This is a genomic window from Mesorhizobium sp., from assembly GCF_004963255.1.
Taxonomy (GTDB): domain Bacteria; phylum Pseudomonadota; class Alphaproteobacteria; order Rhizobiales; family Rhizobiaceae; genus Mesorhizobium.
Window position 1 is genome coordinate 203,352 of the sequence record NZ_SUGA01000005.1, and the last position, 18,673, is coordinate 222,024.

Here is an 18,673-nt window from a genome sequence, read left to right on the forward strand (position 1 = left end):
CGCCCTCTGGGCGCGTGCGGGAGGCAGCATGTCCAATCCGGTTCTGGTTGAAGTCACGCGGGGTTCTGTGGTCGAAAGCAGGCACCGCGGCGCGGTTTCGGTCTTCGACGCCGACGGCAAGCCCGTCTGGGAGATCGGCGACACCGACCGTCCGGTTTTCCCGCGCTCCGCGGTGAAGGCCATCCAGGCATTGCCGCTGGTCGAATCGGGCGCCGCCGACGCCTACGGCTTCGGCAACCGTGAACTGGCGCTGGCCTGCGCCTCGCATTCGGGCGAACCCGCCCATGTCGAACTGGCGCGGGCAATGCTCGCCAGGGCCGGTCTCGATAAAACCGCGCTCGAATGCGGCGCGCATTGGCCCAACCATGAAGCGACCCTAGCGCTCGCCCGCGCCGGCGATGTGCCGAGCGCCTTGCACAACAACTGTTCCGGCAAGCATGCCGGCTTCCTCTGCACATGCGTGCATTCGGGCATAGTCCATCAGGGCTACGTCAAGGAGGGACACGCGCAGCAGGAGATGGTGCGCGACGCCATGCAATCCGTCACCGGCGCTGCCCACAACACCGACAACAGCGCCATCGACGGCTGCTCGATCCCGACCTACGCCGTGCCGTTGAAGAATTTTGCGCAGGGCTTTGCCCGCATGGCGACGGGCAGGGGCTTTTCGCCCGAGCGCGCCAAGGCGGCGAAGCGTCTGCTTTCGGCCTGCATGGCCGAGCCGTTCCTTGTCGCCGGCACCGGCAAGGCCGATGTCGCGCTGATGCAGGCGGCACCTGGCCGCATCTTCGTCAAGACCGGCGCCGAAGGCGTCTATTGCGCGGCATTGCCCGAACTCGGCCTCGGCGTTGCCTTGAAATGCGACGACGGCGCCAGCCGCGCCTCCGAGGTGATGATCGCGGCGTTGGTGGCTAAACTGCTGCGCGCCGACGAAGCGCTCGCTGCGACGCTTGCCGAGCTCATCCATCCGCCTGTCGCAAGCCGCATCGGGGCCAAGGTCGGCACGCTGCGGCCGACGGCTGCACTCAGCTAGCCGTCTTCAGCGACAACACCAAAGTCATCGGATTCTGTGGCGAAGCTTGAAAGCCATAGCGCTCATAAAACGCTTTGGCCTGGTTCGATATGGCGTGAACCAAGAGACCGCGAATACCGAGGATGGCAGCGGCTTGACCGGTCCGCAGCACCGCGTCCTGCAGCAGAGCGACGCCCAGACCCTTGCCTTGCCAGCTGGCATCGACAGCCAAACGGCCAAGAATGGCCATGGGCACGGGATCGGGCATATTGCGCCGGATCGAACCGGGCGCATCTGCGAGATCAAGTCCGCCCGATGAAAGGCAATAATAACCGACGACGCGCGTGCTTTCCGCAATCACATAGGTTCTGGACGCACCGCTGACTTGATTGGCGCGCGCCCGCCGTCGAAGCCATTGATCCAGGCTGTCGGTCCCGCTTTGAAAAAGGTCGAGGTCGTGCGCGTCGGCAAGAAGGACTGGTGCCGACAGCATCAGTCCCGCCAGGGCTTGGGCGCATTCATCAGCCGGGCAAATCCCTCGCCGCTCGGCGGCTGGTCGAGGATATCGAGATAGTGCTGATAGCTCTCCGCATCGACCTTGACGAGCGTCTGGTCGAGCAGCGTGTCTTCGGCGGCGCGGTAGGCGGCGTCGATCATGAAATCGGAGCGGGTCTTGCCGCGTATCTTCGCGGCGCGATCGATCACGATGCGGACATCCTCGCGGATGCGCAGATTGACGGGCTTGGCGAGGTTGTCCTGGTTTTTGGTGGCCATGGCGGTGAATCCTTCCTCACCAATATAGCACTTTTGCATACACAATGTGTATCTGAATCTAAGGTCAGCCAACGTCCTCGCCTTGGCCCGGAAAAATGCTGCGCCACCAGCAAAACTGAACAGCAACGAGTTCATGTTTTTTGCTAGCCTCCCCGCAACCGAATGGACGGGTGCTGGCCATGCTGGAAGCCGATAAATTGTTTGCCGGGTCGATCCCGGAAAATTACGATCGCCATATGGTGCCGCTGATTTTCGAGGCCTATGCGGTGGAGACTGCAAGGCGGGCGGCTTCCTTCTCGCCAGCCGCCGTTTTGGAGACCGCCGCGGGCACCGGAGCAGTCACCCGTGCCCTGGCGCCGAAACTCTCTCCCGATGCCAGCTATATCGTGACCGATCTCAACCAGCCGATGCTCGACTATGCGGCGTCGCGCCAGGGTCCGGACAGCCGCATTACCTGGCGCCAGGCGGATGCCTTGAAGCTGCCCTTCGACGACGCTGCCTTCGACCTCGTCTGCTGTCAGTTCGGCGCGATGTTCTTTCCCGACCGCCCCGCTGCCTATCGCGAGGCAAAGCGCGTCCTGAAGCCCGGCGGGCACTTCCTGTTCAGCGTCTGGGATCGCATCGAGGAGAATATCTTCGCCGACGACGTGACGAATGCCCTGGCCAGGATCTTTCCGCACGATCCGCCGCGCTTCCTGGCGCGCACGCCGCATGGCTATCACGACAAGGACCTCATCCGAGGCGATCTGGCCGCCGCCGGATTCTCCGATGTGCCGATCGATACGAGGGCCGAGCAGAGCCGCGCATCCTCGCCGCGCGTTCCCGCCGTTGCCTATTGCCAGGGAACCCTGCTTCGCAACGAGATCGAGGCCAGGGAGGCCGGGAGCTTGGCGTCCGCCACCGACTATGCGGAAGCCGCGATCGCCGACAGACATGGCCGCGGCGCGGTTGCCGCCAAGATCCAGGCGCACATCATCGTGGCCGCGGCCTAGCTCACCTTGTTGCGCTCGACGGTGAGATGCGCATAGCCGGTCTCGCTTGCCTTCACGAGGTCGCCGGTCACCGGATCGGCCCAGCGCTGGCCGATGATGGCGCCGTTCTGCGCGCCGTCGATGACATTGTCGGAGATGACGGCCGTGCCGGACCCTTCGACGACCGAAACAACGATGCCGGTGCCTGCCCGGCGGATGATGTTGCCCGTCGCCACGACATTGCGCAGATAGGGACCCCAGCCGAGCTGCATGCCGTAGAGCGGCGCGTTCTCGACCACATTGCCCGAAACGGTCGTGTCGGCCTCGGCGCTGATGCCGACGCCGAAGCCGGGCGGATCGGCGGTGTAGGGGCCAACCGTCGTCAGGTTGCGCACGATGTTGTTGGAGCAGACGGCCATGCGGCCGCCTTCGTTGAAATTGACGATCGAGATGCCGTTGGCGGCACCGTCGACGAGATTGTTGCTGAGGATCGCGCCCTCGAAGGAGAATTCCGAATAGATCCCGGTCTCGCCGGAGCGCGAGCAGGTGTTGCCGGTGATCTGCAAATTGCTGGCGCTGTTGGCGCGGATCGCGGTGAAGGCGCAGTCAGAGACGACGTTGCCGGAGATGATGACGTTGCCGGCGCGGAAGGCATTGATGCCGTTGCCGTTCTGGCCGGTGCCGCCGCTGCGCGCGCCGATCCGCTGGACGCGGTTGCCGCTCACGATGGTGCCGTCCTCCGCCGCCTGCCAGCGATGCACCAGAATGCCGCCATTGGCGCAATCGGACACGCTGTTGCCGGAAATCTCCAGCCCGCCGGCCTCGATCGAATAGATGCCGGCATCCGCCGCGCCGGAAATATCGCAGCGGCCGATACGGCCGGCGGCATGCTCGAGCGCCAGCCCGTTCTTGCCGCTGCCGGTCACCTGGCAATTGTCGATTGTCAGATGGGTGACGCGGCGAAGGTCGAGCAGCCCTTGCGCGTAGTCGGCCAGCCAGCGGTTGCTGCCGTCGAAGACGAGGCCGGTAAGCTCGATATGCTCGGCCTGTTCCGCCATCATCAGATGGCCGTTGCCGCCGTAGACGATGCGCGTCGCGCCGGGCACGCCCGACAGCCGCACCCGGGCCGGCAGCTTAAGGTTCGAGACGAGATAGGTGCCGGGCGGCAGGAACACCGGCTGGTCGCGGTCGCTGGCCTCGGCCAGCATCCTGGCGAAAACCTTGCTCTGGTCGTCTACCGCACCCGGCTGCACGCCGATCTCGGTGGCGTCGATCGAGCCGCGCATCGCCGCCATCTCGATGCCGGGCAGCGACTTCGCCGATGCCTTGCCGGCAAAGAGTCCGGCGACGGCGAAGCCGGCGGTCCGGGCAAGCAGCGTTCGTCTGTTCAACATCGGCACAGGTCCTGGCGTTTCGCCCTGTCTGTCGCAGGAATCGTGCCAGGGTGGGCTTGCCGGCAAACCGCTTGTGCAGTCGCCTCGCCAAGCCTAAGTTCACTTCATGAGCAGAGCTTTCACCCGCGAAGAAGACAGCGAAAACGCCATTGCCGGTGTCGGCGAACGCCCGGTCAGCACCCACCGCAATCTGGTGACGGAGCGCGGCCTGGCGATGATCGAGGACAATCTCGCCGACTTGCGTGATATGCTCGCCAAGGCCGAACGCAAGGGTGACCGCGAGCGCATCGCGGTGGTTTCGCGCGACCTGCGTTACTGGACCGCGCGGCGCGAGAATGCCGAGCTTTCGGTGCCTGAGCCGGGCAGCGACGTGGTGCGCTTCGGCATGGGGGTCACGCTGGAAGGCGACGACGGCAAGAAGGTGCACTGGCGCATCGTCGGCGAGGACGAGGCCGACCCGTCGAAGGGATCGATTTCCCATGTCTCGCCGATGGCCGTGGCGCTGTTCGGCAAGAAGGTCGGCGAAGTCGTCACCGTCAACGGCAAGGAGTGGGAAATCGTCAAGCTCTCGGACAAGGCCGAGAATTAGCAGCCAAGCCTACTTGGCAGCTGCTGTAACCCAGCTTCGTATTTGTCCATGACGTCGCGAGCGGCGTTCATTTGCCGTTCGTGGTTCTCATGGCGGATGGGCCTTAGAATGAGGCCGTCCTCGGTTTCGATGATCTGGAACTCATCGTCAACTTGAAGGTCCAAGCTGTCAAGCAATTCGCGTGGCAGCAGCAAGGCCCCAGATCCGTCCTCAAGCCCGTGGATGATTGTCGTGAACATTATCGCGCCATGGTTGTATCTATTTCCATAGAACAACCTTTCAGCCAAATCGGCAAGCCTCACCGACCGGCCAGCAACCGATCCATCAGCCGGTTCGCAGCTTCCGGGATAACCGTCCCAGGCGGGAAGATTTCCGCAGCGCCCGCCGCCAGCACCGCGTCATAGTCCTGCGGCGGGATGACGCCGCCGGCGACAACCAGCATGTCGGCATGGCCGAGCTTCTTCAGCGCTTCCTTGAGCTCGGGGATCAGCGTCAGGTGCCCGGCCGCGAGCGAGGACGCGCCGATGATGTCGACGTCGTGCTGCACCGCCAGCTTCGCGATCTCGTCCGGCGTCTGGAACATCGGCCCGACGGTGACGTCGAAGCCGAGATCGGCAAAGGCGCTGGCGATCACCTTTTGGCCGCGGTCATGGCCGTCCTGGCCCATCTTTGCGACGAGGATGCGCGGCTTGCCGCCGGATTTCTTTTCGAACGCCGCGATCTTCTCCTGCAACCGGTCGAGCGCCGGGTTGTCGCCGAGCGCATCGCGATACACGCCTGAGATCGTCTGGACCGCAGCCGTATGCCTGCCGAACACTTTTTCCAGCGCCAGCGAAATCTCGCCGACGGTCGCGTTGGCGCGTGCCGCGCGGATCGCGAATTCGAGCAGGTTCTCGCCGCTCTCGGCGGCACGCGTCAGCGCCGCCAGGGCGTTTTCCAGGGCCGCCACATCGCGCGTGCCTTTGAGCCGCTGCAGCTTCGCCAATTGCCGGGCCTTGACCTCGGCATTGTCTATCTTCAACACATCGACTTCGATATCCGTCTGCGGCCGGTGCGCGTTGACGCCGACCAGAATTTGCTCGCCGGAATCGATGCGCGCCTGGGTGCGGGCAGCCGCTTCCTCGATGCGCAGCTTCGGAATGCCCTTCTCGATCGCCGCCGCCATGCCGCCGAGGCTTTCGACCTCCTCGATATGGGCGAGCGCCCGCGCCGCAAGATCGTGCGTCAGACGCTCGACATAGGCCGAGCCGCCCCACGGGTCGATCATGCGCGTGGTGCCGGATTCCTTCTGCAGGATGAGCTGCGTGTTGCGCGCGATCCGCGCCGAATGGTCGGTCGGCAGCGCCATCGCCTCGTCGAAGGAATTGGTGTGCAGCGACTGGGTGTGTCCCTGCGTCGCGGCCATCGCCTCGATCATCGTGCGAGTGATGTTGTTGTAGGGATCCTGCGCCGTCAGCGACCATCCGGACGTCTGGCAATGGGTGCGCAGCGACAGCGAGCGCTCGTCCTTGGGCGCAAAGTTCTTCTGCATCAGGCTCGACCAGAGCAGCCGCGCGGCCCTGAGCTTGGCGACCTCCATGAAGAAATTCATGCCGATCGCCCAAAAGAAGGAGAGGCGCGGCGCAAAGCGGTCGATATCGAGCCCGGCGGCGACGCCCGCGCGCGCATATTCGATGCCATCGGCGATCGTGTAGGCAAGTTCGAGGTCGGCCGTCGCTCCGGCTTCCTGCATGTGGTAGCCGGAGATCGAGATCGAGTTGAACTTCGGCATGTGCCTGGAGGTATAGGCGAAGATGTCCGACACGATCCGCATCGAGGGCTTCGGCGGGTAGATGTAGGTGTTGCGGACCATGAACTCCTTCAGAATGTCGTTCTGAATGGTTCCGGCGAGATCCTTCTGCGCGACGCCCTGTTCCTCGGCCGCGACGATGTACAGAGCCATGATCGGCAGCACGGCGCCGTTCATCGTCATCGACACGGTCATTTCGTTGAGCGGAATGCCGTCGAACAACTGCCGCATGTCGAGGATGGAATCGATCGCCACGCCCGCCATGCCGACATCGCCGGCGACGCGCGGATGGTCGCTGTCATAGCCGCGATGCGTGGCAAGGTCGAAAGCGACCGACAGGCCTTTCTGGCCGGCCGCGAGGTTGCGCCGGTAGAAGGCGTTGGACTCCTCGGCCGTCGAGAAGCCGGCATATTGCCGGATCGTCCAGGGCTGCTGGACATACATGGTGGGGTAGGGGCCGCGCACGAAGGGCGGCAGGCCCGGATAGGTGTCGAGATTGGCAAGCCCCTTGAGGTCGCCTTGCGTGTAGAGGTGTTTTACGGCGATGCCTTCCGGCGTCATCCGCTGGCCCTTGAGCTCGACCGGCGTGCGACGCGGCGCCGACCAGCCGATCTTGCTGAAATCCGGGATCATGATCCGGCTCCGATCGACTGATCGATGCGCACCGGAAACAGCGGCTCGCAGGTCGCCACGCCTTCGGTCAGCGCCGGGCGCCTCTCCTGCGGCAGTGTCTCGACCGGGCGCTCCGTGCCGGCGCGGTAAAGCGTCGTGCCGACGATACCGCGCTCGCCGGCCCGGTAGGCGCCGTTGCGCTTGGCCGCCGCAGTCTGCACGCGGTTCTGGATGTAGCCCTGCTGCAAGCTGGCGAGCACGCCGCCCTCGGCCTCGATGCGCTGGAATTCTTCCCAGGCAGCAGTGCAGAGATCGTCGGTCAGCGCTTCTACTGAGCCCGAGCCGCTGGCGGGGTCTGCGACTTGGCCGAGATGGCTCTCTTCGGCCATGATCAGCTGCGCGTTGCGGGCGATGCGGCGGGCAAAGCCCGCCGGCAGCCCATGCGCGATCGTGTGCGGCAGGATCGAGATCGAATCGGCGCCGCCGGTAGCCGCCGCGAAGGCCGCGATCGCTGTGCGCAATATGTTGGTCTCCGGGTCGGCCGTGGTCATCATGCGGTAGGAGGTCTCGGCATGGATGCTGGCGGTCGAGGCCGGGATCGAGCAGGCTTCCTGGATGCGCGCCCAGAGCTTGCGCAAAGCCCGCACCTTGGCCATCGACAGGAACTGGTCCTGGTCGACGCTGAGCGCGAAGCCGATATGCGGTGCCGCATAGACCAGCGGCTGGCGCGCCTTCTCGAACATCCTGAGATAGGACACGACCGAGGCCATCATCGTGCCGAGCTCCTGCGCCTCGGTGGCGCCGGCATTGTGGAAGACGCGGCCGTCGGCCTCCAGCAGCACGCCCGGCACGCCCATCGAGAAGAAATGCGCCAGCGACTGCGGCATCGATTCCTGCAGCGCCTCGATCGAGGTGCGCAGCCGGCCGGTTCCGGCGAAGATCGCCGCCGGGTCGATGCCGAAGGAGAGGTTCAGCTTGCTCGGATCGGAGCGGCGTTTGCTCAGGAAGGCGAGCAGCCAGTCGGCCACGGCGCGGCTCCAGGGATGCGCGTCGATGCGCACCTGCACGCGGTTGAGCGGCACGCCGTCGAGCACCCGTTCCAACGCTTCCGCGGTGCGCGGCAGGCCGTAGCCGAAGGCATTCGGCGCGCCCTCGAAGACAAGCGACAGGCCGGTGGCGCCTTGCGCGATGTCTTCCAGGGCTTGCGCGCTGGCCCGGGCGATGTCCGGGTCGTCGACGCGCTGGCTGACGATCCAGGGCGTCGCCGGGTTTGTGCGCGGCCATGGCTCGGCGGCCGTCGAACGTTGGCTGAGCGGCTCGATGCGGATGCCGTCATCGGTGCGGGAGACGAGCTTTTCCTCGAAGGAACCGCCGGCAAGCGCCTTTTCCGCCAGCGCCCGCCAACGCTTGGCGTCCGGGTTCGGAAGGTCGACATCCCTGGTCATGGCGCCGGCGCCCATCGCTCCTCCTCTTCTCGGCCGCATCGACCGGGTCCAGCCAATCTAAGGTCGGGAACCGGATATCACAATGCGTCATCCGCCCGGGTTCTCCCGCGGCCAGCCAATCGATTGCCAAACATGCGCAAAATCCGCAAGCGCAAATGGCCAGATTCCGGACCGCTCCCAAATCGATACTGGGCATTGCCGCATGCGGCGCGCGTTACTATACCTCCGGGTGAGGCCCTTTGAGCGGAACAGATTGCGGAGACCGGACATGGTTGACGAGACCAGCATCTTCATCGGCGCCAGCCGCAAGCCCGACGATTCCTATCAGCGCGCGGAAGAGCTGCTGCTGCGCTACGGCAACCGCCACGGCCTCGTCACAGGGGCCACCGGCACCGGCAAGACGGTCAGCCTGCAGATCCTGGCCGAAGGTTTTTCAAACGCCGGCGTGCCGGTCTTTTGCGCCGACATCAAGGGCGACCTTTCCGGCATATCCATGATGGGCGAGGCCAAGGATTTTCTGGTCAAGCGCGCCGAACAGGTGAAGCTCGATCCCTACCAGTTCCAGGAATTCCCGGTCATCTTCTGGGACTTGTTCGGCGAGCAGGGCCATCCGATCCGCGCCACCATCTCCGAGATGGGGCCGTTGCTGCTCTCGCGGCTGATGAATCTCACCGAGGCGCAGGAAGGTGTCATGAACATCGCCTTCCGCATCGCCGACGAGGAAGGCCTGCTGCTGCTCGACCTCAAGGACCTGCAGGCGCTGCTCGCCAACATCGCCGAGCGCGCCGACGAGCTCAGCGCGCGCTACGGCAATGTCACCAAGCCTTCCGTGGGCGCCATCCAGCGCACGCTCCTGGTGCTGGAACAGCAGGGTGCTGCGAACTTCTTCGGCGAGCCGGCGCTGCGCATCGCCGACATCATGCGCACCACGCGCGACGGCCGCGGCGCCATCAGCGTGCTCGCCGCCGACAAGCTGATGATGAATCCCAGGCTCTATGCCACCTTCCTGCTGTGGCTGATGTCGGAGCTGTTCGAGGAACTGCCCGAGGTCGGCGATCTCGACCAGCCGAAGCTGGTCTTCTTCTTCGACGAGGCGCATCTTCTGTTCGAGGACGCGCCGAAGGTGCTGATCGACCGTGTCGAGCAGGTGGTGCGGCTGATCCGTTCCAAGGGCGTCGGCGTCTATTTCGTCACTCAGAACCCACTCGACATTCCGGAAAAGGTGCTCGCCCAGCTCGGCAACCGCGTCCAGCACGCGCTGCGCGCCTATACGCCGCGCGAGCAGCAGGCGGTGCGCACGGCGGCCGAGACGTTCCGGCCCAATCCCGATTTCGATTGCGCCACGGCCATCACCCAGCTCGCCACCGGCGAGGCGCTGGTCTCGATGCTGGAGGACAAGGGCGTGCCGGCGATGGTCCAGCGCACGCTGATCCGGCCGCCGTCCTCGCGGCTCGGCCCGATCACGCCGGACGAGCGCCGCAAGATCATCGCCGAGAGCCCGGTCGCCGGCCAGTACGATCAGGTCGTCGATCGCGAATCGGCTTTCGAGATGCTGCAGAAGAAGACAAAGGAAGCGCAGGACGCCGAGGCGCAGGCACAGCAGCAGAACAGCGGCGGTTCGCGCTGGACCATTCCCGGCTTCGACGATGTTCTGGGAACCGGCAACCGGCGGTCCTCCAATCGCCAGACCGTGGCCGAAGCCGCCATCAAGTCGGTGGTGCGCTCGGTCGGCTCCTCCGTCGGCCGCGCCATCGTGCGCGGCATCCTGGGCAGCTTGGCCAAGGGGCGGTAGAGCGCCGCGGCGGGGCTTCCGCATTCCGACGGTTGGTCTGACGCTCGCCTCCCCAAGCGAATTGCTGATGGCGCCCTGAGCCGTCAGAGGCTGTCTTTGTTACCGCACGACGAAAAAATCTAACCTGAGAACAAGCGGATAACATCAGCGGCGTCTAAAGTTTTCGTGACGGAAATTTTTCCACGCCGAACCGCAATTTCGTGAAATACCGGATGCCTCAAATCATGGCTGTTGCATGGTTGCCGTCGATCGGAATCCGATGGCGTTCTACCAACCATGCGCTTGATCACGATTTGTTTTGCCTGGGGAACCGAAAACACGTGTTGAGGTTGGGCCAAGACGGGCGGAGGCTGAGCATCAGGAGGCCCCGTTGCGGCGCGACGATGACTTGCCGGCCCTGTTGTCGGAGATCGCTTCCGACAAGGCTCCCTTGCCGAACGCGAAAGGCGGATTGTCGGCAAGGCATACCCACCAGATCCAGCAATTCCTGAAAGAGAATTTCTCGCGCAAGCTGTCGCTGTCCGAGATGGCTGCGGTGTGCGACTTGTCCCCTTACCATTTCGCCCGCGCTTTTTCGAAGACCTTCGGCGTGTCGCCGTACCAATATGTTCTGGGCCTTCGCCTCGACCTTGCCGAGAAGCTGCTGGCCGAAAGCCGCATGTCGATCACGGACATTGCCGATCTCGCCGGCTTTTCGAGCCAAAGCCACTTCACCACCATGATGAGGAAGTATCGCCATGCGACGCCTCAGCAGATGCGCACGGGGCAGCGCCGCTCGCAATCCAAAAAATAAGACCATTCTAAATTAGAGGTGCACAAGTTTAATGCCTGCTAATTAAATATATTTCTTGAATAACTCATTGTTAACCCCCGATTTACCGCTGAATTTTTTTGGATATAACAGCAATTTATTGGAATACCTCAGTTCAAAAACATGACCTCCTGAGGCAATCCCGGACTGACCCGGATTCTGATTTGGCTGCGTGGGGGACATGAGCGACGATACAGCGCTTCGCCGAAGCCTTTCCGAGGAGATCGGCTATTGGCTGGAGTCGGCCGCAAGGACGCTCGAGAAGCGCTATGGCGATGGCGTTCCACAGGGCAAGCAAGACATCCTGCTTGCGCATTACCTCTATGGTCTCACCGCTGTCGTCCATGCCGGCGAGACGCCAGCCTCGCATCTGGCCGCGATGCGCTCCTATCTCGGCCGCCTCCTTCCGGAAGATCGGGTCGCCCAGGCGCTTCGGGCCGTGCCCGAAGAGGGCGATTCCTGGCTTGAAAACACGCTCGATCGCGTCGAGGCGATCGGGGAGAAACAGGGCCATGCATTGCTGGCCCAAGGCATCGATATCGTCATTCCATTTCCAAGCAGACACGCGTCAGTGGCAGGATCGGCGGAACCTGTCGTGATCGAGCGCGACCTACCAACGGAGGCACTCTCGCAATGAATCTCGGGCAAGCACGAAACATCCGGCATGGATCGGCCGGCTTCGTTGGAAACTGGATCTCGGGCGCGGCCGACAGCCGTTCGCTGCGGCGCCGCCTGATGGCGGCGCTGCGCAACGCGCATCGCGTGCTCGGCATGCGGCGCAGGGGCATGGGGCTCGGCACGCTCGGCGCCGGCAGGGCGCTGGCGGCGGCACTGGGTGTAATTGCATTCGGGGGCGTCGCTACGCCGGCGCTGGCGCAGTTTGTCGGCGGCGGCGGCACGGCGAACGGTGTGCGCGGTATCGCGATTGGATCTGGAGCCGTGCAAAACGGCGCCGACTCGATAGCCGAGGGCACCAATGCCAGCGCGGGCAGCCAGAACGCTGTCGCGATCGGCTTTGGAACGATCGCCTCGCAGATCAACTCCATCTATCTTGGCTCACGAACCGTGGCCGGAACAGGTGCCACTGCCACTAGCGCCATCGCCATCGGCACGGATGTTACGGCATCGCAGGCCGACGCCATCGGAATGGGGCGGTCATCCGTTGCATCGGCGCAATACTCGGTGGCTCTCGGCCTGAACGCGCAAGCCACAGGCGGAGGCGGCGCTATGGCGCTGGGCCAAGGCACGATCTCAAGCGGCATCAATTCGGTGGCGCTCGGCGTCCAGGCCAACGCCACCGGGGCTGGCGCCAACGCCTTGGGCACCTTCTCCGTAGCTTCAGGAGGGAACTCCACTGCCCTCGGTACCAGCTCCTTAGCCAGTGGCAACTATGCCACGGCCACAGGCTGGGGATCCGTCGCTAGCGCGGTCCGGTCGACGGCTTTGGGCGTAAGCGCTCAAGCCACAGGGGCTGATAACACCGCCGTCGGTTCAAACGCTAAGGCGACCGGTACAAGCGGTGCCGTAGCTCTCGGCGTCAACGCTTCGGCAAGCTTCACGAATTCGGTTGCTCTCGGATTTGCGACGACGTCGTCCGGTTTATCCTCCACCGCGCTTGGCCAGGGTGCGAACGCTGGGGCGGATTACTCGACGGCCATCGGCCGTGGTACTCAGGCGACGGGTCTTGCTTCCATCGCGGGCGGGAATCAGGCCCAGGCGCAAGCGGATTACACGGTTGCCTTCGGCTCGGGGGCTGTGGCTGCCGGCACGGCTTCGGTCGCCATAGGCCAGGGAGCGGGTTCTGCTTCGACGACCGGCAATGTCAATTCCGTCGCATTGGGCATCGCATCCGGCGCGCTCGTCAGCGGCGCCCAGAACACCGCGATCGGCGGAGGCATCGCGAGCGTCATGAGAGGCGCCGGCTCGGGCGTCTCCGGGACGCGCAACATCGCCATGGGTTCCGGCGACGGCTCCGTGGCGTATGACGCCACGCTCAAGGCGTCCGCAGGCAGCTTGGTGACGGGTAACGACAATATCGCGATTGGCACCAACGCTGGTATCGGCGTCACGAGCAACGCAACGACGTCGATCGGCTACAACGCGATGGCCAGCGCGACCAACGCGATCGCGATCGGCCCCCAAGCCAATACGACAGGGATTGACGCAGCAGCGCTCGGCAACGTCGCCACGGCTTCGGGCGATTTCGCGCTCGCCCTGGGCAATTCGGCCGTGTCGAGCGGCGTAGGCTCGGTCGCCGCGGGTTCGGGAGCGCAGGCCACGGGCGTCTCCGCCTCGGCTTTCGGCAACAACGCCACAGCGACCGCAGCAAACGCAACCGCGATGGGACTCGGCGCAACGGCGAGCGCACAGGACGCTATTTCTGTCGGCACAAGCTCGAGGGCGGATTCAGCCGAGGCCGTGGCTATGGGCAAGAACGCGGTCGCCACCGGCGGCAAGGCCGTCTCCATTGGCTCCGGCAACACCGCCTACGGCGACGGCGCTGTCTCGATCGGCGATCCGAGCTATGCCAGCGGCACCGGCGCCTTCACCGGCGGCGCCAACAACATCGCCAACAGCGACGGCACGGCAACCGCCACCGCCGCCAACATGGCCAACGGCGCCGTCGCCATCGGCAACAACAACAAGGCGATCGGGCAGGGGTCCGTGGCGCTCGGCAACGGCTCCACCGCGGGGGCCGCGGGCTTCGTCGGCAACGTTGCGCTGGGCAATGGCGCGCTCGCTACGGCAAGCTCCGGCGATGTCGCGCTGGGTTCAGGCTCGGTGACCGCCGTGGCCGTCGGCACGCCCAGCGCTGTGATCAACGGCACTACCTACGCCTTCCAGGGAACCGCTCCGACCTCGACGGTCAGCATCGGCGCGCCCGGCGCCGAACGCACGCTCACCAATCTTGCGGCGGGGCGTATCAGCGGATCCTCGACCGACGCGGTCAACGGCTCGCAGCTCTTCGCGACCAATCAGGCCGTCGACAGTCTCGCCAGCACGGTCACCAACATCAACACCGGCGGCGGCATCAAATATTTCCACGCCAATTCGACGCTGGCCGATTCCCAGGCGCTGGGAGCGGATTCCGTCGCCGTCGGCCCGAATGCGATCGCCAACAATGCCGGCGACGTGGCGATCGGCCTTAACTCGGTGTCCGGCACCACGACAGCGGTCGGCGGCACGACGATCGGCGGCGTCGCCTACACCTTCGCCGGAACCACGCCGGCCGGCGCGTTCTCGGTCGGCTCGGTCGGCGCGGAGCGCCAGATCCAGAATGTTGCGGCCGGACAGTTGAGCGGCTCGTCGACCGATGCCGTCAACGGCTCGCAGCTCTTCGCCACCAATCAACAGGTGACGCAGAACACCACCGATATCGCCGCCAACACGGCCGACATCACCACGCTCGGCAACACGATCAACAACTTCGCCGGCGACACCTCGACGGCCTACACCGACGCCAATGGCGACGGCATTCGCTATGTCCGCACCAACGACACGACGCTTCCGGTCACCGATGCTTTCGCGCAAGGGGTCGGCTCGTCGGCGCTTGGCTACCAGGCGACGGCCTCCGCCGCCAACTCGCTGGCGCTCGGCCGCGGCACCACGGTCTCCATCACCGACGGTGTGGCGCTCGGCTCCGGCTCGGTTTCCGATCGCGCGGTGGCGCCGGCATCGGGATCGATCCTCTCCGGCACCGGCCTCATCCCGTACAACACCGCGGACATGAGCCTGCTCGGCGCCGTCTCGGTGGGTAACTCGACATCCTATCGCCAGATCACCAACGTGGCCGACGGCACGCTGGACCAGGACGCCGTCACGCTTCGCCAGCTGAAGGGCGCGCTGAGCTCCTTCGCCGTGACCGGGACCATGTACTTCCACGCCAATTCGACTGCCTCGGATTCGCTTGCCGTCGGCGCCGAATCGGTGGCGATCGGTCCGCGCACCACCGTCAACGGCGACAACGGCATAGGCATGGGCAACGGCGCCATCGTGCAGCAGACCGCCCCTGGCGGCATCGCCATCGGGCAGACGGCGACCGTCAACCAGGCCGACAGCATCGCGCTTGGCACCAATTCCACCGCCAATGGCGCTCAGTCCATGGCGCTCGGCGCCGGCGCCACCGCCAACGAGCCCGGCAGCGTCGCGCTCGGCGCCGGCTCGAAGACGGCGGCCGCTGTCGCCACCACGGGCACCACCATCAACGGCGTCGCCTACACCTTCGCCGGAACCGCTCCGACGAGCACGGTGAGCGTCGGCGATGTCGGCAACGAGCGCACCGTCACCAACGTGGCCGCTGGCCGGATCAGCCAGACTTCGACTGACGCAATCAACGGCAGCCAGCTTTACGCGACGAATCAGGCCGTCGAGGCCATGCAGGGGAGCGTCGGCGATCTGAACGAGTTCGCGATCCAGTACGATAAGAACACCGACGGTTCGAAGTCGAACTCGGTGACGCTGGTCGGCGGCGACGTGAACGCGCCGGTCGTCATCCACAATGTCGGCGCCGGCACCGCCGACACCGACGCGGTCAACGTCCAGCAGCTCAATCTTGGACTGGCGACCACGCTCGACAACTCCAAGACCTACACCAACCAGGTGGCGGCCACCACGCTGCAGCAGGCCAATGCCTACACCGACTCCAAGCTCAGCCAGCTCAACATGGACATGAGCGAGGCGCGCGGCGAAGCGCGACAGGCGGCCGCCATCGGCCTCGCGGCCGCATCGCTGCGGTACGATGACCGTCCCGGCAAGCTGAGCGTGGCGGCCGGCGGCGGCTATTGGCGCGGCGAGGGGGCTGTCGCCTTCGGCGCCGGCTACACCAGCGAGGACGGGCGCGCCCGGGCCAACCTGTCCGGCACGACGGCGGGCGGGCACTGGGGCGTCGGTGCCGGTGTCAGCTTTACCCTGAACTGAGTCTCCAGATGGCCAGGCAAGCCGGCTCTGCTGTCGCACTCTGCATGATTTGCCTGCTCCTGTCCGGACCGCGCGCAGCCGGACAGGAGCAGGCGCCGTCTGCCTATCGGATAAAGCCTTCGGACGTCGCGGTGCCCGCGGGAGTAAAACTCGGCGACTACCAACGGACCACGCGCCCGTTCGAGAACTGGACGCTGATCTGCGACGAGAATCTCCAAGCCAGGAAGAAGGTGTGCAACATCAGCCAGTCCTTCGTCGACCAGAGCCAGGCCCCGGTCTTCAGCTGGACGCTGGCGGCCGACGAGAAGGGCAAGCCCTTCATGATATTGCGCACCCCGAGCCAAGCCGGTGCGGGAAGCAAGCTCTCGCTCAAGCTTGCCGGCCGCAAGCAGCCCGTCGACGTTCAGCTGCAGGGCTGCGATGCGTCGGTTTGCGTCGGCTATGTGCCCGTAGGCCCCGTGCTTCGCGAGCAGATCGGCAAGGAGACCACCGTCCAGGTTTCGTATTCCCTGCCGACGGGGGCGACCGTCAGCCTCGATGCTCCGTTCAAGGGGCTCAAGACCGCGCTTTCGGCCATCAAATAGAAAGACTTTGAAATGACACGCCAATCCATCGAAGACAGAATCCTGGCGCGCGCCGAGCCGGTTGCGCTGTCGGAGCCACAGGGCTCGCCGCCACGCTCGCAAGCCTGGCGCCTTGTGCGAAACACGGCGCTACTCGGCGCGTTCGCCGTCCTGGTGGCGGCGGCGGTCGTCCTGTCGTTCCGTCTCTATCCCGCTCTTGGCACATTCGTCGCAGGCACGGCTTCCGCGCAGGCACAGGCGCCCGTGCAGGGCGAGCCGACGCAAGTCGCGCCTTCGCCGGCAGACGCCTCGGCGAACAAGAATCCGTTTCAGGCGCATGTCGCCCAGGCGGGCGTGCGCACCTGCGCCAATCTCTTTGCCACGCTCGGAGAGGCTCTGACCGCCGGATCGACCTATGCGGTCCAGACGCAATGGGACAAGACCTCGCCCGACACCCACGCCGTGCAGGCGGTCGCCGGGATGAGCTACAATCTGCCGGACTATAAGACCCAGGCCGCGGGCATCGTCTATGCCTCGCCTGTCGGCCAGACCTGCGAGGGCGGCTTCGTGCGGGTGGCTCCTTTCCAGAAGTCCTGCCAGGAGGTCGCGCAGAGCCTGCCGAAAGGCAGCGTTCCGGCGGACAATCTGTCGAACACCAGCCTTTTCAACCTGGCCAACAATGGCGGCCAGGCCCTGCTGGTCCCCACCGGCAACACCTGCATCGTCGTCTCGGTCGCGCGCATGGGCGGATAGGGGCTGGCATCGCCACGGGTTATCGCCAGGGTTCAAGAATGGCCACAAGCTGGAGCACGAAAATGCTGATCGACCGTCGCCTCTCATTCCCGCTGCTGGCGGCACTGGCCGGGCTCACCATCGCCAGCCATGCCGCCGACCTGGTGGCGCCGCCGCCGGCCGAGACGGGCGAGGAAAAGGGCATCTGGGGCGCGATCGCCTATTCGCCGGATGACGGCCGTCACGGCTTCTTCTGGGGCGCCCACAAGCGCCAGGAAGCCGAAGACATCGCGCTCAAATATTGCGAGAACGCGGACGGCAAGGGCTGCCGGGTGGTCGAGGTGTTCCGCAATCACCGCCATTGGGACGATGACGACGGCACCGGCTTTCCCTATGAGCACTGCGCCGCCCTGTCGGTCGGCAAGAGCCGTGGCGCGGCGACGCCGTTCTGGGCTGCAGCCTCGGCCGCGACGCGCCGTGAGGCCGAGGACAAGGCGACGGCGCAATGCGGCGGCGAGGGGAAGGAGTGCAAGATCCGCGAGTGGGTTTGCACCTGACGTCGCCGCGGAATTCGAGCGGCCGCGGCGATCAGCCGGCCCTGGCGCGGTTCACAGCGGAATGAGTGGCGCGACCTCGCGGTCGGACGACCGCTCGCTCGCCGCCAGGCCTGCCAGCACGCCGGCGCGATCAGCCGCGTTGCGGTTCTGGCTCATCTTGCGCTTGCCTTCGAGCTTCGTGATCGGCATGCGCAGGCCGACAATGCCCTTCAGCTGCGACTGGATGAAATCCGCCGGCGCGTCCGATACGGCCCAGGGGGCGGCGCGCTCGCCTTCATGCAAATTGGTCAGGCGCGTCACCACCTCGAGCAGCCTGTCCGCATCCTCGAAAAACTCGATCGGCCCATGGGCGTGAACGGCGACGTAATTCCAGGTCGGCACCACCTTCCCGGTCTCCTGCTTGGTCTGATACCAGGCCGGCGTCACATAGGCGTCCGGTCCCATGAAGATCGCCAGGCCGTCGCCCAGGGGCGGCACGCGCCAGTGCGGGTTTGCCTTCGCGACATGGCCGTAGATGACGCCACGCTCGCCTTCGTTCTCATCGAGGAAAAGCGGCAGCGGCGTCGCCACCGGGCCATCGGCCGTGGCGGTGACCAGCGTCGCCAGCCGCGCGGAGCGGATCGTTGCCGTGAGGCTCTCCTTGTCGTCGTCACGGAAGGCGGGTGGCGTGTACATGGCAAAACTCCTTGCAGGCATAAAATGCCTGAAGTCCGGCCTG

17 protein-coding genes are annotated in these 18,673 nt (G+C 65.2%); 10 read left to right on the plus strand and 7 right to left on the minus strand.

Features of this window, described 5'->3' with window-relative positions; translation table 11 throughout:
* The first annotated feature begins 28 nt into the window (after positions 1-28).
* The gene (locus tag E5X34_RS08840; protein WP_292563129.1) at positions 29-1,030 is read left to right on the plus strand and encodes an asparaginase; all 1,002 of its coding nucleotides are present in this window, start codon (positions 29-31) and stop codon (positions 1,028-1,030) included.
* Here E5X34_RS08840 and E5X34_RS08845 read toward each other — a convergent pair.
* Both E5X34_RS08845 and E5X34_RS08850 read right to left on the minus strand, forming a co-directional pair.
* Positions 1,023-1,502 carry a GNAT family N-acetyltransferase gene (locus tag E5X34_RS08845; RefSeq protein WP_292563131.1) on the minus strand — a complete coding sequence of 160 codons (480 nt, stop codon included), beginning with the start codon at positions 1,500-1,502 and terminating at the stop codon, positions 1,023-1,025. The genes E5X34_RS08840 and E5X34_RS08845 overlap by 8 nt on opposite strands.
* The gene (locus E5X34_RS08850) at positions 1,502-1,783 is read right to left on the minus strand and encodes a DUF1778 domain-containing protein (protein ID WP_292563133.1); all 282 of its coding nucleotides are present in this window, start codon (positions 1,781-1,783) and stop codon (positions 1,502-1,504) included. The genes E5X34_RS08845 and E5X34_RS08850 overlap by 1 nt, the downstream gene beginning before the upstream one ends.
* Before the next feature lie 179 nt (positions 1,784-1,962).
* Here E5X34_RS08850 and E5X34_RS08855 point away from each other — a divergent pair, with 179 nt between their 5' ends.
* Positions 1,963-2,775, plus strand: coding sequence for a methyltransferase domain-containing protein (locus tag E5X34_RS08855; RefSeq protein WP_292563135.1), 813 nt, complete (start codon positions 1,963-1,965; stop codon positions 2,773-2,775).
* On the opposite strand, the gene E5X34_RS08860 is transcribed toward E5X34_RS08855, so the two are convergent.
* Positions 2,772-4,148, minus strand: a complete 1,377-nt coding sequence (locus E5X34_RS08860) for a TIGR03808 family TAT-translocated repetitive protein (protein ID WP_292563137.1) — start codon at positions 4,146-4,148, stop codon at positions 2,772-2,774. The two genes, E5X34_RS08855 and E5X34_RS08860, sit on opposite strands and share 4 nt — an antisense overlap.
* 106 nt (positions 4,149-4,254) lie before the next feature.
* Here E5X34_RS08860 and greA point away from each other — a divergent pair, with 106 nt between their 5' ends.
* Entirely contained in the window at positions 4,255-4,737 is a 483-nt protein-coding gene (gene greA, locus E5X34_RS08865) for a transcription elongation factor GreA (protein WP_292563139.1), read from the plus strand.
* Here the strand turns inward: greA and E5X34_RS08870 are convergent.
* The 3 genes from E5X34_RS08870 to E5X34_RS08880 are packed head-to-tail and all read right to left on the minus strand — an operon-like array spanning position 4,734 to position 8,598.
* Positions 4,734-4,976, minus strand: coding sequence for an AbrB/MazE/SpoVT family DNA-binding domain-containing protein (locus E5X34_RS08870; protein WP_292563141.1), 243 nt, complete (start codon positions 4,974-4,976; stop codon positions 4,734-4,736). The genes greA and E5X34_RS08870 overlap by 4 nt on opposite strands.
* A gap of 59 nt (positions 4,977-5,035) precedes the next feature.
* On the minus strand, positions 5,036-7,159 hold the full coding sequence (gene scpA / locus E5X34_RS08875) for a methylmalonyl-CoA mutase (protein WP_292563143.1): 2,124 nt from the start codon (positions 7,157-7,159) through the stop codon (positions 5,036-5,038).
* Positions 7,156-8,598: a methylmalonyl-CoA mutase subunit beta gene (locus E5X34_RS08880; RefSeq protein ID WP_292563145.1), complete on the minus strand. Its 1,443-nt coding sequence runs from the start codon at positions 8,596-8,598 to the stop codon at positions 7,156-7,158. The genes scpA and E5X34_RS08880 overlap by 4 nt, the downstream gene beginning before the upstream one ends.
* 253 nt (positions 8,599-8,851) lie before the next feature.
* Here E5X34_RS08880 and E5X34_RS08885 point away from each other — a divergent pair, with 253 nt between their 5' ends.
* The 7 genes from E5X34_RS08885 to E5X34_RS08915 all read left to right on the plus strand — a co-directional run bounded on the left by E5X34_RS08885 (position 8,852) and on the right by E5X34_RS08915 (position 17,955).
* Positions 8,852-10,375, plus strand: a complete 1,524-nt coding sequence (locus tag E5X34_RS08885; RefSeq protein ID WP_292563147.1) for a helicase HerA-like C-terminal domain-containing protein — start codon at positions 8,852-8,854, stop codon at positions 10,373-10,375.
* Positions 10,376-10,673: 298 nt separating this feature from the next.
* Positions 10,674-11,168 carry an AraC family transcriptional regulator gene (locus tag E5X34_RS08890; protein WP_292563149.1) on the plus strand — a complete coding sequence of 165 codons (495 nt, stop codon included), beginning with the start codon at positions 10,674-10,676 and terminating at the stop codon, positions 11,166-11,168.
* Between the two features lie 199 nt (positions 11,169-11,367).
* Entirely contained in the window at positions 11,368-11,823 is a 456-nt protein-coding gene (locus tag E5X34_RS08895; RefSeq protein ID WP_292563151.1) for a hypothetical protein, read from the plus strand.
* The gene (locus tag E5X34_RS08900; RefSeq protein ID WP_292563153.1) at positions 11,820-16,103 is read left to right on the plus strand and encodes a YadA-like family protein; all 4,284 of its coding nucleotides are present in this window, start codon (positions 11,820-11,822) and stop codon (positions 16,101-16,103) included. The genes E5X34_RS08895 and E5X34_RS08900 overlap by 4 nt, the downstream gene beginning before the upstream one ends.
* 8 nt (positions 16,104-16,111) lie before the next feature.
* Positions 16,112-16,687, plus strand: coding sequence for an invasion associated locus B family protein (locus tag E5X34_RS08905; protein WP_292563155.1), 576 nt, complete (start codon positions 16,112-16,114; stop codon positions 16,685-16,687).
* A gap of 12 nt (positions 16,688-16,699) precedes the next feature.
* Positions 16,700-17,419 carry a hypothetical protein gene (locus E5X34_RS08910; RefSeq protein WP_292563157.1) on the plus strand — a complete coding sequence of 240 codons (720 nt, stop codon included), beginning with the start codon at positions 16,700-16,702 and terminating at the stop codon, positions 17,417-17,419.
* A 62-nt stretch (positions 17,420-17,481) separates the two neighbouring features.
* Positions 17,482-17,955, plus strand: a complete 474-nt coding sequence (locus E5X34_RS08915; RefSeq protein ID WP_292563159.1) for a DUF4189 domain-containing protein — start codon at positions 17,482-17,484, stop codon at positions 17,953-17,955.
* A gap of 51 nt (positions 17,956-18,006) precedes the next feature.
* Here the strand turns inward: E5X34_RS08915 and E5X34_RS08920 are convergent, their stop codons facing one another.
* On the minus strand, positions 18,007-18,630 hold the full coding sequence (locus E5X34_RS08920) for an FMN-binding negative transcriptional regulator (RefSeq protein ID WP_292563160.1): 624 nt from the start codon (positions 18,628-18,630) through the stop codon (positions 18,007-18,009).
* Positions 18,631-18,673 lie beyond the last annotated feature (43 nt).

What these genes read in the sequence shown, in the direction of transcription:
- E5X34_RS08860 (WP_292563137.1), bottom strand. Translation starts at nt 4,148, where the DNA reads ATGTTGAACAGACGAACGCTGCTTGCCCGGACCGCCGGCTTCGCCGTC.
- E5X34_RS08870 (WP_292563141.1), bottom strand. Translation starts at nt 4,976, where the DNA reads ATGTTCACGACAATCATCCACGGGCTTGAGGACGGATCTGGGGCCTTG.
- E5X34_RS08850 (WP_292563133.1), bottom strand. Translation starts at nt 1,783, where the DNA reads ATGGCCACCAAAAACCAGGACAACCTCGCCAAGCCCGTCAATCTGCGC.
- E5X34_RS08915 (WP_292563159.1), top strand. Translation starts at nt 17,482, where the DNA reads ATGCTGATCGACCGTCGCCTCTCATTCCCGCTGCTGGCGGCACTGGCC.
- greA (WP_292563139.1), top strand. Translation starts at nt 4,255, where the DNA reads ATGAGCAGAGCTTTCACCCGCGAAGAAGACAGCGAAAACGCCATTGCC.
- E5X34_RS08845 (WP_292563131.1), bottom strand. Translation starts at nt 1,502, where the DNA reads ATGCTGTCGGCACCAGTCCTTCTTGCCGACGCGCACGACCTCGACCTT.
- E5X34_RS08905 (WP_292563155.1), top strand. Translation starts at nt 16,112, where the DNA reads ATGGCCAGGCAAGCCGGCTCTGCTGTCGCACTCTGCATGATTTGCCTG.
- E5X34_RS08885 (WP_292563147.1), top strand. Translation starts at nt 8,852, where the DNA reads ATGGTTGACGAGACCAGCATCTTCATCGGCGCCAGCCGCAAGCCCGAC.
- E5X34_RS08910 (WP_292563157.1), top strand. Translation starts at nt 16,700, where the DNA reads ATGACACGCCAATCCATCGAAGACAGAATCCTGGCGCGCGCCGAGCCG.
- E5X34_RS08840 (WP_292563129.1), top strand. Translation starts at nt 29, where the DNA reads ATGTCCAATCCGGTTCTGGTTGAAGTCACGCGGGGTTCTGTGGTCGAA.
- E5X34_RS08900 (WP_292563153.1), top strand. Translation starts at nt 11,820, where the DNA reads ATGAATCTCGGGCAAGCACGAAACATCCGGCATGGATCGGCCGGCTTC.
- E5X34_RS08895 (WP_292563151.1), top strand. Translation starts at nt 11,368, where the DNA reads ATGAGCGACGATACAGCGCTTCGCCGAAGCCTTTCCGAGGAGATCGGC.
- scpA (WP_292563143.1), bottom strand. Translation starts at nt 7,159, where the DNA reads ATGATCCCGGATTTCAGCAAGATCGGCTGGTCGGCGCCGCGTCGCACG.
- E5X34_RS08920 (WP_292563160.1), bottom strand. Translation starts at nt 18,630, where the DNA reads ATGTACACGCCACCCGCCTTCCGTGACGACGACAAGGAGAGCCTCACG.
- E5X34_RS08855 (WP_292563135.1), top strand. Translation starts at nt 1,963, where the DNA reads ATGCTGGAAGCCGATAAATTGTTTGCCGGGTCGATCCCGGAAAATTAC.
- E5X34_RS08880 (WP_292563145.1), bottom strand. Translation starts at nt 8,598, where the DNA reads ATGGGCGCCGGCGCCATGACCAGGGATGTCGACCTTCCGAACCCGGAC.